The 13,644-nt window shown below is 74.4% G+C and carries 11 protein-coding genes and 1 tRNA gene; 3 read left to right on the top strand and 9 right to left on the bottom strand.

Annotated features, from left to right (window positions below; all coding sequences use genetic code 11):
• Positions 1 to 333 precede the first annotated feature (333 nt).
• Positions 334 to 1,542: a S53 family peptidase gene (locus K6U79_02120; protein ID MCL6521158.1), complete on the top strand. Its 1,209-nt coding sequence runs from the start codon at positions 334 to 336 to the stop codon at positions 1,540 to 1,542.
• 56 nt (positions 1,543 to 1,598) lie between these two features.
• Here K6U79_02120 and K6U79_02115 read toward each other — a convergent pair whose 3' ends face one another.
• From K6U79_02115 to K6U79_02105, 3 genes are all read right to left on the bottom strand, one after another.
• Complete coding sequence (locus K6U79_02115; GenBank protein MCL6521157.1) at positions 1,599 to 2,210, bottom strand: hypothetical protein; 612 nt, start codon at positions 2,208 to 2,210, stop codon at positions 1,599 to 1,601.
• A gap of 152 nt (positions 2,211 to 2,362) precedes the next feature.
• On the bottom strand, positions 2,363 to 3,688 hold the full coding sequence (locus K6U79_02110; protein MCL6521156.1) for a four-carbon acid sugar kinase family protein: 1,326 nt from the start codon (positions 3,686 to 3,688) through the stop codon (positions 2,363 to 2,365).
• Positions 3,689 to 3,847: 159 nt separating this feature from the next.
• The gene (locus tag K6U79_02105) at positions 3,848 to 4,138 is read right to left on the bottom strand and encodes a hypothetical protein (GenBank protein ID MCL6521155.1); all 291 of its coding nucleotides are present in this window, start codon (positions 4,136 to 4,138) and stop codon (positions 3,848 to 3,850) included.
• 1,067 nt (positions 4,139 to 5,205) lie between these two features.
• On the opposite strand from K6U79_02105, the gene K6U79_02100 reads away from it, so the two are divergent.
• On the top strand, positions 5,206 to 6,045 hold the full coding sequence (locus K6U79_02100) for a GNAT family N-acetyltransferase (protein ID MCL6521154.1): 840 nt from the start codon (positions 5,206 to 5,208) through the stop codon (positions 6,043 to 6,045).
• A gap of 319 nt (positions 6,046 to 6,364) precedes the next feature.
• On the opposite strand, the gene K6U79_02095 is transcribed toward K6U79_02100, so the two are convergent.
• Positions 6,365 to 6,439, bottom strand: a tRNA-Val gene (locus tag K6U79_02095).
• An 86-nt stretch (positions 6,440 to 6,525) separates the two neighbouring features.
• Positions 6,526 to 7,722 carry a hypothetical protein gene (locus tag K6U79_02090; GenBank protein ID MCL6521153.1) on the bottom strand — a complete coding sequence of 399 codons (1,197 nt, stop codon included), beginning with the start codon at positions 7,720 to 7,722 and terminating at the stop codon, positions 6,526 to 6,528.
• 185 nt (positions 7,723 to 7,907) lie between these two features.
• Here K6U79_02090 and K6U79_02085 point away from each other — a divergent pair, with 185 nt between their 5' ends.
• Complete coding sequence (locus tag K6U79_02085) at positions 7,908 to 9,035, top strand: fructose-1,6-bisphosphatase (protein ID MCL6521152.1); 1,128 nt, start codon at positions 7,908 to 7,910, stop codon at positions 9,033 to 9,035.
• 153 nt (positions 9,036 to 9,188) lie between these two features.
• Here K6U79_02085 and K6U79_02080 read toward each other — a convergent pair whose 3' ends face one another.
• The 4 genes from K6U79_02080 to K6U79_02065 all read right to left on the bottom strand — a co-directional run bounded on the left by K6U79_02080 (position 9,189) and on the right by K6U79_02065 (position 13,643).
• Positions 9,189 to 10,001 (bottom strand): hypothetical protein, encoded by an 813-nt coding sequence (locus tag K6U79_02080; GenBank protein ID MCL6521151.1) that lies wholly within the window; start codon positions 9,999 to 10,001, stop codon positions 9,189 to 9,191.
• A 243-nt stretch (positions 10,002 to 10,244) separates the two neighbouring features.
• Positions 10,245 to 11,648 carry a bifunctional folylpolyglutamate synthase/dihydrofolate synthase gene (locus K6U79_02075; protein MCL6521150.1) on the bottom strand — a complete coding sequence of 468 codons (1,404 nt, stop codon included), beginning with the start codon at positions 11,646 to 11,648 and terminating at the stop codon, positions 10,245 to 10,247.
• 46 nt (positions 11,649 to 11,694) lie between these two features.
• Positions 11,695 to 12,858, bottom strand: coding sequence for a nitrilase (locus K6U79_02070; GenBank protein ID MCL6521149.1), 1,164 nt, complete (start codon positions 12,856 to 12,858; stop codon positions 11,695 to 11,697).
• Positions 12,855 to 13,643, bottom strand: coding sequence for a hypothetical protein (locus K6U79_02065; GenBank protein MCL6521148.1), 789 nt, complete (start codon positions 13,641 to 13,643; stop codon positions 12,855 to 12,857). The genes K6U79_02070 and K6U79_02065 overlap by 4 nt, the downstream gene beginning before the upstream one ends.
• Between the last annotated feature and the right edge of the window lies 1 nt (position 13,644).

The following is a 13,644-nucleotide window of genomic DNA, read 5'->3' as shown; positions in this document are numbered from 1 at the left end:
CCGGCGCCGGGCACGGACGAGGCAAGCGGCAGGCGGGCGCCCCCCGCGGGGGGCGCCCGCCGCGCCTTCCGGGCCGGAGGGCCCGGGGGCGCGGGGCCGTCCTTCCCCCTTTCTTCCCCTTCTTCCCCCTCCCCCGCCCGCCGGCGGCCGGCGGAAGGCCTGGCAGAAAAAAGGAATCCGCCCCCGCTCGTGGAAGAGAGGGCGCATCCCGACGGCGGGACGGAGGCCCCGTCACCCATCCGGCGCACCCATCCTCCGGACTCCCCAAGCCTCCCCGCCGGCGCCGCCGCCCCGGGCGACTTCCTCACCGACGACGGGAGGTGTACCGCCAGCATGTTCCCGCGCTTCCCCTGGGCCCGCCGGACGGCGGCGGGCGGAGTCGCGCTGGCCCTCCTGGCCGCGCTGGCCGCGCCCGCCTCGGCCGGCCCGGCCGCCGGCCCACCCCACAAACCGGAGTGGGTGGCGACGCCTCCCTTCCGGGTCCGGGGCGCCGCCACCTCCACCTACCAGAACGGCTACTCTCCGGCCCAGATCCGTCAGGCCTACGGCTTCGACCGCGTGGCCGCGGACGGCAGCGGCCAGACCATCGCCATCGTCGACGCGTACGGCAGCCCGTCCATCCAGAACGACTTGGCCGTCTTCGACAGCCAGTTCAACCTTCCCCCGGCCAACCTGACCATCGCCTACCCCTCCGGCAAGCCCAAGCGGGGCGACAGCGGCTGGGCGCTGGAGACCTCGCTGGACGTGGAGTGGGCCCATGCCCTGGCGCCGGGTGCGCGGATCCTGCTGGTGGTGGCCCCGTCGGCCAGCCTTTCGGACCTCCTGGCGGCCATCGACTACGCCACCGCCCAGGGGGCCCAAGTGGTCTCGAACAGCTGGGGAGGCTCGGAGTTCTCCTCGGAGGGCGCCTACGACGCCCACTTCCAGCACGCCGGCGTGGCCTACGTGGCCTCCGCCGGCGACAGCGCCGGCGCCCTGGAGTGGCCGGCGGCCTCGCCCTTCGTCTTGGGCGTCGGGGGAACCCACCTGACCATCAACGGCTCCGGCGGCTCCTACTCCTACGGAGGCGAGAGCGCCTGGTCCAGCTCCGGCGGCGGGCTCAGCCTCTACGAAGCGCGCCCCGCCTACCAGGACGGCTGGCAGGCCGTCGTGGGAAGCACGCGCGGGATCCCGGACATCGCCTGGGACGCCGACCCCGCCACCGGCGTCGCCGTCTACGACAGCACACCCTACAAGGGTCAGAAGGGCTGGTACCAGATCGGAGGGACCAGCGTCGGAGCCCCCAGCTGGTCGGCCCTGGTCGCCCTGGCCGATCAGGGGCGTCCGGTGCCCCTGGCCACCTCGGGTAGCACGGGCAACCTGCTCTCCGACCTGTACAGCCTGGCGGGCTCCACCGGAAGCACCGGCTACACCGCCGACTTCCACGATGTGACCAGCGGTAGCAATGGCAATCCCGCCCTGCCGGGGTACGACCTGGTGACCGGCATCGGCTCACCGCAGGGCGACCGGCTGATCCCGGCGCTGGCCAGCGATCCCAACTAGGCCGACCGCGTCCGGCCGCACGCCCCGCCGGCCCGCGGCCGGCGGGGCGACGCATGTCAGTCGTCGTCGCCGCCCTCGTGCTCTCCTTCGTGCTCCCGCTCGTGATGCCGCTCCCGTCCGCCCTGGTAGCCCGCGCCTCCGGAGGCGCCGGTCAGGCTGTCGACCCGCGGCTGCACGGAGCTCCCCTGGCCGGGGGCGGCCACCGCGCCGTGCGCGGAGGAGGCCCCGGTCAGCGTGTCCACAGGCGGGGCGCCACCGGGCCTGGTGGCGGCCTGCCGGGCGGCGGCGGCCGCCGCCGCCCGCGACGCCTGGGCCTGGAGGAGGGCGGCCTGGCGCTGCTGGATCTGCGTCTGGAGGAGGGCCAGGCTCGAGCGGGCCGCGGCCACCGCCGCCTCCTTCTGGGCCAGCTGCCGCTGGGCGTCGGCCAGCGCCTGTTCCAGCTGCTGGCGCCGCTGGTCGAGGAGGCGGATGGAACGCTCCTGGGCGGCCAGCTCCGCCTCCAGCCGCCGCTCGAGCGCGGCCAGCTCGCCGGCGGAGAGGCCCGCCACGGGGCCGGCGGCAGGGGCGGCCTGGGCCACCCCGGGCGCCTGCCGGAGGGCGCTGGCGCCGCCGGTCACGAAAGCACCCAGCGCGCCGAGGACCGCCAGGGTACGTCCTGCACGGGCCACGCGAGATCACGCTCCCCCGCTCGCTTCCTGGAGCTCCGCCTGTTTCCAGGAAGGCTAGAGGAAAGCCTTGACGGGCCTCCCAGACGAAGCTGAGAAGAGGATAAGAATTGGCGTCGTCCGCGACGGCTCGCCGCCCTGACGGCCGCCCCGGCTCAGGGGCAGCCGGCCAGGTGGCGGACGCAGCGGACCAGGCTCTCCCCGTCGCCGGCCAGCCCGCCCTTGGTGCAGAGCGAGAGGCCCCTGTACGGGCCGTCCGCCAGCCGGGCGTGGACGGCCAGCGGCTCCACCGCGTCCACCGGCTCGAGGCGGCTGGCGCCCAGCGCCCGGCAGGCGGCGGCGGCCACCTCGCCGCCGGTGAGGACCAAACCGCCCAGCGCCGCCGCGCTAGCGACATGGCCGACCAGCTCGCCGAGGCCGCGCGCCACCCGGAGCGCCTGCTCCGGCGCCAGGTCGAGGCGATCCTCGCCGCGCCGGGCCGTGCGCACGACGACCGCGGGCAGCCGGTGTCGGCGGGTCACCCCCCGCACCGCGCGCCCGACCGCGGCGGCCGCGCGCCTCCCGTACTCCTCCGGCTGCCCGAGGAAGCGGGCCACGTCGAAGTGGACCACCGGTGCCTCCAGCCGCCTGGCCACCCGCTCGGCCTGCTCCAGGGAGAGGGGCGCGACGCTGCCGGCCACCACCAGGACCGGCGGGCGTCGCCGTCCGGCCTCGAGAGCCGCGCGCGCCCGCGCAGCGAGGACGGGGCCGGGATCGACCAGGAGGAAAGGTCCCCGGTCGCTTCCCGTCTCCTCCAGGAAGTGGACCGCCTGCGCCAGGAGGTCGATCTCCTCGTCGCTCTCGGCGTCCGCCACCAGCACCTCGGCCTCCCCGGCCAGCCGCTCCAGGCGCCGGGCCAGGCCCTCCACCCGGGCCCCCCGGATCGCCTCCAGCTCCAGCACGGCCAGCGGCCGCCGGCACTGCTCCGCGATCCGCCCGGCCACGTCGCTCCGCCCGACCGGGGTGGAGGCGCCGGCCGCCGCCTCCGTCTCCTCGAGAAGCCGGCCGTGCACGTAGAGGCGGCCGCCCCGGACCGTCCGCCCCGCGGCCGGGTAGGCCGCCGCCACCAGCGCCCGCGGCCGCCGGCCGTCCCCCTTCCAGGCCTCTTGCCAAGCCTTCAGCGCGGCGTCGATCTCGGCGCCCAGGTTGCCGCGGAGCGTGCTGTCGATGCGCTTGCCGAAGAGGCGCGGCCGCTCCGCCAGCACCGTCTCCGCCGCCCGCGCCACCGCCTGCCCCGCCTCTTCGGGCGGCAGAAGCCGGCTCGCCGTGGAGAGCACCAGCGCCTCCGGAGACGTCCCGCGCCGTGCCGGAACGGTGCCGGCTCCCGGCACCGGTTCCATTTGCACGGTCACGCGCAGGCCCAGGGCGGAGAGAAGGGCTCCGGTGGCGTTGGCACCCGTCAGGTCGTCCGCCAGGACGGCGGCCAGGAGTCGCGACGGCACGCGAGTCAGCCCCCTTTGTCCGGGCGGAAGCCGGCGATCGCCCCGGTGCGCCCGGCTCTCTCCCGGGGACGCCCGGCTCCGGCCAGTGGGCGAGCCTCCTCCGGCACCCGCCCAGAGGCCGCGCACCTCGCCCCAGGCCTTTTCTGCGCTCACCGGTTCTCAGCCTCCGAGCCGGTCCGCCTCCGCCCTCAGCTCCGCGGCGCGCCGCTCCAGACCGGCCGCGCGGGCCTGGGGACTCTCTTTCCCGTTGGATCCCTTGCTTCCAACTCGACCCTCGACGAGGTGAAAGACCCACGACCAGAGGGCCGCCGCGATGGGGTTGACGTAGCTCACAAAGTACGGGTCGTCCAGGAGGGTCGGCTTGCCCCGGAGCCCGGCCGCCTCCCGCTCCAGGACGTTCGCCCTCCAGAGAAGCCACCGTCGCCGGAACCACTTCCTCGCCGCGCGCATGTCGCGTTCATCTCCACCGCGAAGCTGTCCGGCGCTCCACGGATACGTCCCTCCGTTGCCGCGTCACGGCGGACCACCTCCAGCCCGTGTCGCCGGAGAATACGACGTTCCAGACGCCCGGAGAATGGCTCGCAGAATGTGCTCGGACCCGCACCCTGCTGCGGATTTCCGTCGCTTCTGTCGGGAACGCGATGGAGTCCGGACCGGGCAGCCTCTCCCAGCGAGGGTACGGCGCGCCCTCATGTACGCGGTGGTGTCGAACCCGGGCGCCGGAGATCGTGCGTTCGTCCAGCCCTCTCCCGGGTGCCACCTGCGGTCTCCGCGGCCCGCTCCCCGGCGGGCGAAAGGCCGGGGCCCTCGGAGTCGCCCGGGTTCGTACGGCATCGCGGCGGGCCCCAGCCGTCCGCATCCTCGCTCATCCAGCATAGGGAACAAACGTCTGCCGCCGGTTCGCCCTACTTGCCGCCTGTGCCGGCCAAGTTGCGAATGAACGTCCTGCCGTCCGGCAAGATGATCTTAATGCACTTGTAGCCGGGCGGTGTGACGGCGACCTTTCCGCTTTGCAGTTTCAGTACATAGCAGTCGCGATCCGCTGTTGTCGGTTGATTCTCACTGGCGCCTAAAATCCCCACTCTCAAAAGCGTCATGCACGATACGGGGTTGTATGCGACGGGAAACGATACACCGCCAGGAGCTCCGGCGGGAACCGATACGCCTTGCGTCACCTCGCACCCGATTCCCGCCCTCCGGCCCGCGACCAGCGAGAGGTGTGAACTGGCGAAGTGCAAGTTTCTCACGGGCGGGGGCACGGGCAGGGGTACGATCGGAAGACCTGTCGCCACAACCAAGGCGAGCAACCCGTAGGCCACGGCTTTCACAGGCAGACCCAATGCGGTCACCACCCCATGTCGCCCGCGCAGGACGTTGGCTTGCTCTCCGACGCGCCCGCGGCGGCGTCTCGTGGCCGACGAAGTCGTCCGGCTCCGTCCGACCGACCCGCGGGCCCGCCCCGCCTCTCGTACAGCATACTCCGGCTGATCCCGGCCCCGCGCTGCGGATCGGATGAAATGGGCGCGATCCTGGGGGTCTACCACCGCATGGACATCGCGGAGCTCGGAACGATCATCACGGCCGAAGCCGATGTCCGAGAGGCGATGGTCGAGAGCGACATGGGTGCCTGGGTGGCCCTCGTTTCGGGCGAAGTTGCGGCATTCGGCTCGCTCCGTCACCTCGCCAAGACGAGGGAACTGCGAGCCCGGTTTGCGGCGGTTCCCGAATTCCAGCAAGGCGCTCTTGCCCTGCTTCGCCGGATCGGCACCAAGGCCGAGCGGCGCGGTGCGCCAATGATCAGTCTGTGGCAAGTGACGGGCGGCGTGGCTTCCCCGTGGCTGGAGGAGTTGAGTTGGCAGAAGGTGCGAACCTACTTGAGAATGTCGTTGGAGCTCCCTCGCGAACCGTCTGAAGCGGTCACCGCCGCCGACGTGCGCGTGCGTCCGGCAGATGGCGACGCCGGGTTGCGGCTGGTTCATGAAATTATTGAGGAAGCCCAAAGTGACCATTGGGACCATCGTCCCCTGGATTTCGAAACCTTCCTCGCCGAGCAGGAAAGCCGTCCCGGACATGACGCCGGCCTTCGGTACGTCGCCTCCGTCCATGATGAGCCGGCCGGCGCTCTGGTCGCTCGCACAGCCGACGGAGAGGGGGTCATCGCTTTCCTCGGCACCCGTCATCGGTTCCGACGGCGGGGGGTGGGCAGCGCCCTGCTGCTCCGGGCGTTCGCTGAACTGGCGATTCGCGGTGCCCGCCGTGTCATGGGGGGAGCGATCACGACCACGGAACCGCCATCGCCGTGGACGCGGCGGGCGGGAGAGACCTCGCGGGGGTCACCGACTCCTCCCCGGACTTGAGGGCCCCAGGGGCGCCGAGGTGATCTCTCTCGCGACGACGCGGGTCGTCGACGCCTCCGTCCAGAGCGAGCTGCTGGAGTGTGTCGTCCCTCTCCCCTGGGGGCCGTGCCTGGAATCGGATCTCCCGGGGAGCGGCTTCCTCGGGTGAAGAGGAGCGAGCGCATGCGCGTGGGGAGAGCCGGGTGTGGCAGAGCTCGGCTGCCCGCGCGGGCGCCAGGCTCGGCGGAACTCTCCGGATGCGTGTGAGCGCCTCAGCGCCCGGAAGAGGATGGCTGGCGGACCGAGCCCGCCCGCAAAGTGTCGGGCAGAGCCAATTTTCTGGTGGGCGAAGCAGGGTTCGAACCTGCGACCCCCCGCGTGTAAGGCGGGTGCTCTGCCGCTGAGCTATTCGCCCGCAGAGACCGTCCTGGCGGGAACGGCGACGGTCGCCGCCGCGGAGCACCCCCGAGTCTACCACAGGGCGGCGGGAGCCGGGGAGGTTCACCAGACGCGCACCAGCCAAGTGGAGGGCCGCTTCCTGGCGTCGAGCGTGCCGACGACCAGCCGGTCGCGGTCGAGCCAGACCGGGAGCTGGGCCAGGTCCAGGCGCAGACCCGGGACGGGAGGCGTGAAGAGGCGGACGCTCCCGGGCGAGGGGCGGCGGGCCGCCACGTCCAGCACGACCAGCGCCGTCCGGCCCGAAGGCGCGCCGGCGTAGCCCACGTAGGCGATGCGGCTTCCTCCCGGCGACCAGGAGCCCGGGACCACCGGCTCCGGGATCCCGGGCCCGGCCAGGCGGACCGGGTTGCGCCCCTCGCCGTCGGCGCCCCATAGGTCGGGCAGGAGGCCGCCGGAGGAGAGCCTCCGGTAGAGCAGGTGACGGCCGTCGGGCGAGACGGCCACCACCTGCACGCCGCTCATCAGCAGGCGCAGGCGCCCGCTGCCCGAGAGCGCCATCAGGCGGCCGCGGCTGGTCCCCACCAGCAGCTCGCCGCGGTCGTTCCAGCCCGCCAGGTAGAAGCTCTCGCGGCCCTGGGGGCGGAGGAGCCGCCGCTCGTGACCCGTCCGCACGTCCACCGACCAGATGCCGTAGGCCGCGCCTCCCTGGTCCCTGTTGGACAGGAAGTAGACCTGCTTCCCGTCCCTCGACCAGACCGGCTCCGCGGCCCAGACCACGCCGCCCTGCGGGCCTCCGGCACGACCCGGACCCACCAGCAGGCGCGGCGCCAGCGCGTCGGAGCGGATCAGCCAGAGGCTGGTGTCCGGCGCCACGCGCACCGCCTCGCTGCCGTCCGGGGAGAGGAGGAGCGGCCCGCCCTGGGCGGCGCCGGCGCCGTCGCGGACCGCCGGGGCCAGGCCGGCGGCCAGCAGCGAGCCGCCGGGCACCGAGCCGGCGGCGACGGTTCGCACCAGGGGCGGGAGCGCGCCAAAGGCCCAGGCCTGGAGCTGCAGCACGGGTCCGGACGGGTTGCCCTCGGCGCCGGCCGCGCGCAGCAGAAGGCCGTCAGGCGGCGAGGGCAGCGCCTGCACCATCTCCATCTCGCCCACCGGCTGCCAGCGCGCGCTGCCCCATCCCAGCCGCGGCACGACCAGAAAGAGCAGCACCAGGGCCCAGCGCGCCAGGCGGCGCCGGCCCCCCTCGCCGTTCCGCGGCGGCCGCCGCCGCCAGGGGGTGGCCAGGAGAATCGCCGTGCGCAAGGCATCGCCCCTCCCCGGCGACGGCTATGCCGGGCCGGGCGGGCGCTATGCCTCCCGGTCGTGGCGGCGGAGAGCAGGATCCCGTCGCCGGCGTATCCAAAAGGGGAAGGCGGGCGCTTCCGCCCTGGAGGCTCGTCTCCTCTGGCGGCAGCCGCTTTCCAGAACCCGAAGGGAGGAGGGCGCACGTGGGCGAGAAGATCACCGTCAGCGTGATCAAGGCGGACATCGGCGGTTTCGTGGGTCACGGTGCCGTCCACCCCGAGACGCTGGAGTACGCCCGGGAGGCGCTGGCGGCGGAGAAGGGCCGGCTGCTGGTCGACTTCAGCGTCTCCTCGGTGGGCGACGACATCAACCTGGTGCTCACCCACCGCCGCGGCGTCAACGACCCGGCCGTCCACCAGCTCGCTTGGGATACCTTCCGCGGCTGCACCGACGTGGCCAGGCGGCTGAAGCTCTACGGGGCCGGCCAGGACCTGCTGGCCGACGCCTTCTCGGGCAATATCCGCGGCCTCGGCCCGGGGATCGCCGAGATGGAGTTCGAGGAACGGCCCAGCGAACCGCTGCTCATCTTCATGGCCGACAAGACCGAGCCGGGCGCCTGGAACCTGCCTCTCTACCGGATCTTCGCCGATCCCTTCAACACCCCGGGGCTGGTTATCGACCCCAAGATGCACGGCGGCTTCACCTTCGAGGTACACGACCTGCGTGAAGACCGTCTCATCCGCCTCAACTGCCCCGAGGAGGCCTATGACCTTCTGGCCTTCATCGGCACGCCCGGCCGCTACGTCATCAGCGCCGTCTACTCGCGCGAGCTGGGCGAGATCGCCGCCGTCGCCACCACCCAGCGCCTCAACCTGATCGCCGGCCGCTACGTGGGCAAGGACGACCCGTCCATGATCGTCCGCTGCCAGAGCGGCCTGCCCGCCGTCGGCGAGGTGCTGGAGGCCTTCAGCACACCGCACCTGGTGGGCGGCTGGATGCGGGGTTCCTTCGTCGGGCCGCTGATGCCCTGCTCCGTCGACCAGGCACATCCGACGCGCTTCGACGGGCCGCCCCGCGTCATCGGCCTGGGCTACCAGCTGGCCGACGGCGAGTTGGTGGGGCCACGCGACATGTTCGCCGACGTCGCCTTCGACGAGGCACGCCGGCTCGCCAACGAGATCGCCGGATACATCCGGCGCCAGGGCCCCTTCGAGCCGCACCGCCTGCCCGCCGAAGACATGGAGTACACCACCATGCCCCAGATCATGGCCCGGTTGGCCGACCGCTTCCTTCCCGTCCAGCGGCCGGCGGCCCAGCAGGCGGACGTCTAGGCGTCCCGACGTCCGCGCCGCGCCGGAAGGCGAAAACCCCGCCCAGGGAGGGCGGGGTTTTCTTTCCAGGCCGTATGACCCGACCTCTTCCCGGCTGCGCCGGCGTGCCGCGCTCCCGGTCGCTCCGGCCGGGCGGCAGGGCCGCACCGGGCTCTAGTCCAGGGGGATCTTCTCGCGCAGGAAGGCGTGGCGTCGCTCGAGCCAGCCGCGCAACTCGCCCTCCAGCTGTTCCAGGCGCCGCTGGGCATTCTCGCGTGCGTCGCGGCAGAGGTGGATCTCCTGCTCCACGCCCTGGAGGCCGGAGGCTCCCTCCGCTCCGGGCGCAAGCAGCTCGGCCAGGGCGAGCAGGTTAAGCCGCGCGCCCCATTCGCCCCGCTCGTCGCCGTCGCGGGCGCCGCGCAGCGCCTGCTGGACCCGCTCGCGCTCCGCCGCCCGCTCCGCCGGGCTCATGGCCCGGTAGGCGATCTCCCACTCCAGGACGGCCGAGCTGCGCGCGCCCGAGTCGCGGGCCGCCACCCAGGCCTCCACCTGGTCGCGCAGCATCTGCTCGCGCACCGCGGCCTGCGTCTCCTCGTCGCGCAGGCGCTGGCGGCGCCGCTGCAGCTCGGCCAGCTGCCAGGTGAGCCGCTCGACCTCCTCCTCCAGCCGGTCGATCTCGCGCTGCAGGCGGCGGATGTGGCGGTCAAAGCTGCCCTGTTTCCGATGTCGCCAGACCTCGACCGTGACGTAGGCGGTCAGCACGTAGCCCGGCACGGCCAGCACCAGCGCCAGCGCAACCAGCTGCCAGGCGGGCGCGTGGGGGAGGAGCCGCCAGGCGGCGAGAGCGCCGGCGACGGCCACGGCCGCGCCTTCCGCCGCCAGGGTGCGCCGGCTGGAGGGCGTGTGCCGGAAGCGGTTCTTGACGTGGTCGGCCAGCAGGAGGAGCAAGAGGAGCACCGCCGTGAACGTGACGAACAACCACGGCATGCGGCCACCTCCCTGCTGGCGCAATTATAAGTCAGCTTTTCGCGCCATCGAGGAGGCACGCCTGGCAGCGCCGGCAGCCATCTCCAGCCCCCGCCCGCATGAAGCCGGAGGCCGCGCCCCAAGACTAGAGGCGCGACGGGAGGCTTGGCCGGCATGGAGCCAAGGGATGACGGGAGAAAGAGCCCGCACGAGGCGCGCGGGGAGCGCCTCTACAACCCGCTCAGCGAGCGGAAGGGCTTCCGCCTACGGCTGGGCGACATGGAGCTGAGCCGCATCGTCGAGCGCCGCGGCCCCGAGGCCGAGCGGGCCGCTCGCGCCGGCGGGGCGGAGGAGCCGCAACCAGGCGCCGACCAGGTGGAGTGAACCGGTGACCAGGAGCCGCTCGCCCGGCGAGGCCAGGGCGCGGAGGCGCGCGAAAGCCTCGGCGGGCGAGGCGGCCGGCTCCAGCGCCGCCTCTCCGCCCGCCATCCGCCAGAGGCGCGCCAGCCGCGCGGCCGGCTGAAGCGGGAAGCCGTCCTCCAGCGCCGTCACCGGCAGGAGCCGGCCGCCCGCCGGCGCCAGGGCTGCCACCAGTCCGCCTGCGGCCTTCTCGCGTCCTACCGCCAGGACCGTCCAGGCCACGCCGCCGGCGGCCTCCAGCCAGCCGGCCAGCGCCCGCGCGGCGTGCGGGTTGTGCGCCCCGTCCAGGATCCAGAGGCGGCCACCTTCGCGCCAAAGCTGGAGGCGGCCGGGCCAGCGGACCCGGGCCAGCCCGGCGCGGACCGCCTCCGGTCCCGGGCCGTCACCCTGCTCCGCCAGCGCCTCGGCCACCGCCACAGCCACCGCCGCGTTCTCCGCCTGATGGAAGCCGGGCAGCGGGAGGCGGAGCTCTTCCAGCCGCCAGGAGGGTCCGCGGTAGTCGAAGGCGACGCCGCCCAGGCGGTCGCCGGGCGCGAGGCCGTCCAGGAGCCGCACCCGCCCGAGGCGGAAGTCCCTTCCCAGCAGGCGCAGCCGCCCGCCGACGACGGCCGTCGCCGCCTCCAGCGCCGCCCGCGCCGCCGGCTTCTGGCGGGCGCTGACCGCCACGGCACCGGCCTTGGCGATGCCGGCCTTGTCGGCGGCGATGCGCGCGATGGAGCGGCCCAGGAGGCGGGTATGGTCGAGGTGGACGGGCGTCCAGACCACGGCCCTCGGCGCCTCGACCGCGTTGGTGGGGTCGTAGCGGCCGCCCAGCCCCGTCTCCTGCACCAGCCAGTCGGCGCCCCGGCGCTCCGCCAGCCACCAGGCGGCTGCCGTCAGGAGCTCGGACTGGAGGAGGGGGCTCTCGCCCGCGGCCGCGGTCGCCGCGTCCGCCGCCAGCACCCGCTCCAGCGCCTGGAGCAGCTCGCCGGGGCCGACCGGCTGGCCGTCCAGGCGGAGGCGCTCCTCCCACGCCACCAGGTGGGGCGAGGTGAAGAGCGCCACGCGGCGGCCCGCCGCCGCCAGGATGGAGGCCAGCATGGCGGCGGTGGAACCCTTGCCGTTGGTGCCGGCCAGGTGGATGACCCGGAGCCGGCGCTCGGGACGGCCCAACGCCGCCGCCAGGCGACTCATGCTCTCCAGGCCGGGGACGGGTGCGAAGCGCGGAGCCTTCTCGAGGAGGGCGGCCAGCCGACGCCGAGCCTCCATCCCCTCGGCCTCCCCGGGGGCCCGGGCAGCCTCCCCGTCGAACCGCTCAGCCAAGCCGGCTGTACGCCTCCAGGAGCCGCTCCAGCACGGGGCGGTTGAGCCGCCCGGCCAGCGGGTGGCGCGCGCGGAACTCGTCCAGCGCCTCCAGGTCGAACACCGCCGCCGCCACCCCCTCGCCGTAGGGGTCCTCCAACCGCGCCAGTACGCCGTCGCCCCGCGGCGAGAGCGCCAGCGGCGCGAAGAGGCCGCTCTTGCCGCTCAGCCCCACGCCCAGGAAGTCGCCCACCAGCGAGGCCTGGATTCCGTAGACCTGGCTCTCCTGCACCCGCGGCCAGATCCCCCTGGTAGCCGTCCACTCGTTGTACGGCCGTTCGGGATTGGCGCTGGGGATGACGACCACGTCGGCGCCCAGGCCGCGGGCGATGCGGAAGGTCTCGAAGTAGGTGGCGTCCATGCAGACCGGCTGGGCCAGCCGTCCCCAGGGCAGCTCCCAGACCTCCAGCTCCCGTCCCGGCATCAGGCCCCAGGCGGCCTCCAGCGGCAGGAGGTGGCTCTTGGCTTGCCGCCCCACGAGGCGGCCGTCCGGGGCGAAAAGGTGGGCGACGTTGTAGACGCAGCCGTCGGGCGCGGGCAGGTTGGCGCTGCCCGCCGCCACCCAGGCGCCCGTCTCGCGCGCCAGGGCGGCGAAGACGGCCCGGTAGAGCTCCTCCGCCGCCGGCCCGACGGCGGCGAAGACGTCGGCGACGCGCGGCGCCCCCTCGGCGGCGCCGCCGCCCTCGAGCGCCGCCGCCGCCCGGCTGGCCAGCTCGTCGAAACCGGGAAGGAGGCCGACCAGCCCCGTGGCCACGTCCTCGGGGAAGGCGATGAGCGTCGGGGCGGCTCCGCCCGCGCCCCCCGCCAGCGCCTCCAGTCGCTCCGCCGCCCGCAGTCCGAGCTCGCGCACCTGGCGCGCCCAGCCGGCAGCCCGCCGGTGGAGGCGCAGCTCCATCTGCACCGCCGCCGCCCGCAGGCGACCCCGTCGCGCTCCCCGGTCCCGAGCCCCGCCGCCCTGCCCGGCGCCCGCCGCCTCCACGTCCGCCGCCCTGGCGGCGCCGAAGCCGGCCTCCGCCAGCGCCGCCTCGGCCACGCCGGGTGCCAGGCGGAAGAGCCGTGCATCCCCGGGCAGCGGCAGCAGCTCCCCGCCCTCCCGTTCCGCCTCTGCTCCGCTCATCGCTCCCCGCCTCCCGCCGCACCCGCGCCCGCCTCGCCCGCCAACCGCTCGTAGGCCTCCGCCAGCCGCCGCCGGTAGAGCGCCGGGTTGAGGAAACGTTCCAGCGGGTAGGCGTCGCGGATCCCCTCGAGCGCCTCCTCCTCCAGCCATGCCGCAGCCGCCTCGCCGGGCTTCTCGGCCCAGTCCAGCCAGCCGCGGGAGTCGGGCGTGATCTCGCAAGGGGCCCAGACGGCGGCGCGGCCGTGCGAGCGCCGTCCCGCCAGCTCGCCGTCCAGCGGGCTCTCGACAGCGAAGACCTGGTTCTGCTGGACTTCCTGCCAGCCGCCCGCCAGCTGGCGCCAGGGCCCCGTCGGCGCGCCCCCCGCCTCCTCCGGCGGGTAGAGGCTGGGGACCGCCAGCAGGCGCGCACCCTCCAGCGTCGCCAGTCGGGCCACCTCCGGCCAGAGGACGTCCTCGCCCACCAGCAGCGCCGCCGGCCAGCCCGCCAGCTCGAAGAGCTCCAGGCGCCCGCCCGCGCGCCAGCCCTGCGGCGGGAAGAGCTCGTCCTGCACGGCCACCGGGCGGCCCTCGGGCGAGAGGCAGGCGGCGGAGAGGCGCCACCCCTCCCCCTCCCGACGCGGGCCGGCCACCACCACCCAGAGCGCGCGCGAGCGGGCCAGCTCGCCGGCCCGGCCGAGCTGCTCCTCCCAGGCCTCGCCGGAGGGCGCGACCACCACCAGCGCCCCCTCGGGGAGCTGAGCCGGCAGCCGCCCGAGGTCCGGCATGGCGGCGGCGAAGAGTCGCAAG

The sequence above is a fragment of the Bacillota bacterium genome, from assembly GCA_023511835.1.
Taxonomy (GTDB): Bacteria; Bacillota; Sulfobacillia; order JAIMAT01; family JAIMAT01; genus JAIMAT01.
The sequence above is the reverse complement of the archived record's forward strand: the minus strand, read 5'-3'. Positions and strand labels throughout refer to the sequence as shown.

Coding starts and splice junctions, on each gene's coding strand:
- K6U79_02120 (MCL6521158.1), top strand. CDS start 334: ATGTTCCCGCGCTTCCCCTGGGCCCGCCGGACGGCGGCGGGCGGAGTC.
- K6U79_02105 (MCL6521155.1), bottom strand. CDS start 4,138: ATGCGCGCGGCGAGGAAGTGGTTCCGGCGACGGTGGCTTCTCTGGAGG.
- K6U79_02100 (MCL6521154.1), top strand. CDS start 5,206: ATGGGCGCGATCCTGGGGGTCTACCACCGCATGGACATCGCGGAGCTC.
- K6U79_02080 (MCL6521151.1), bottom strand. CDS start 10,001: ATGCCGTGGTTGTTCGTCACGTTCACGGCGGTGCTCCTCTTGCTCCTC.
- K6U79_02075 (MCL6521150.1), bottom strand. CDS start 11,648: ATGGAGGCTCGGCGTCGGCTGGCCGCCCTCCTCGAGAAGGCTCCGCGC.
- K6U79_02070 (MCL6521149.1), bottom strand. CDS start 12,858: ATGAGCGGAGCAGAGGCGGAACGGGAGGGCGGGGAGCTGCTGCCGCTG.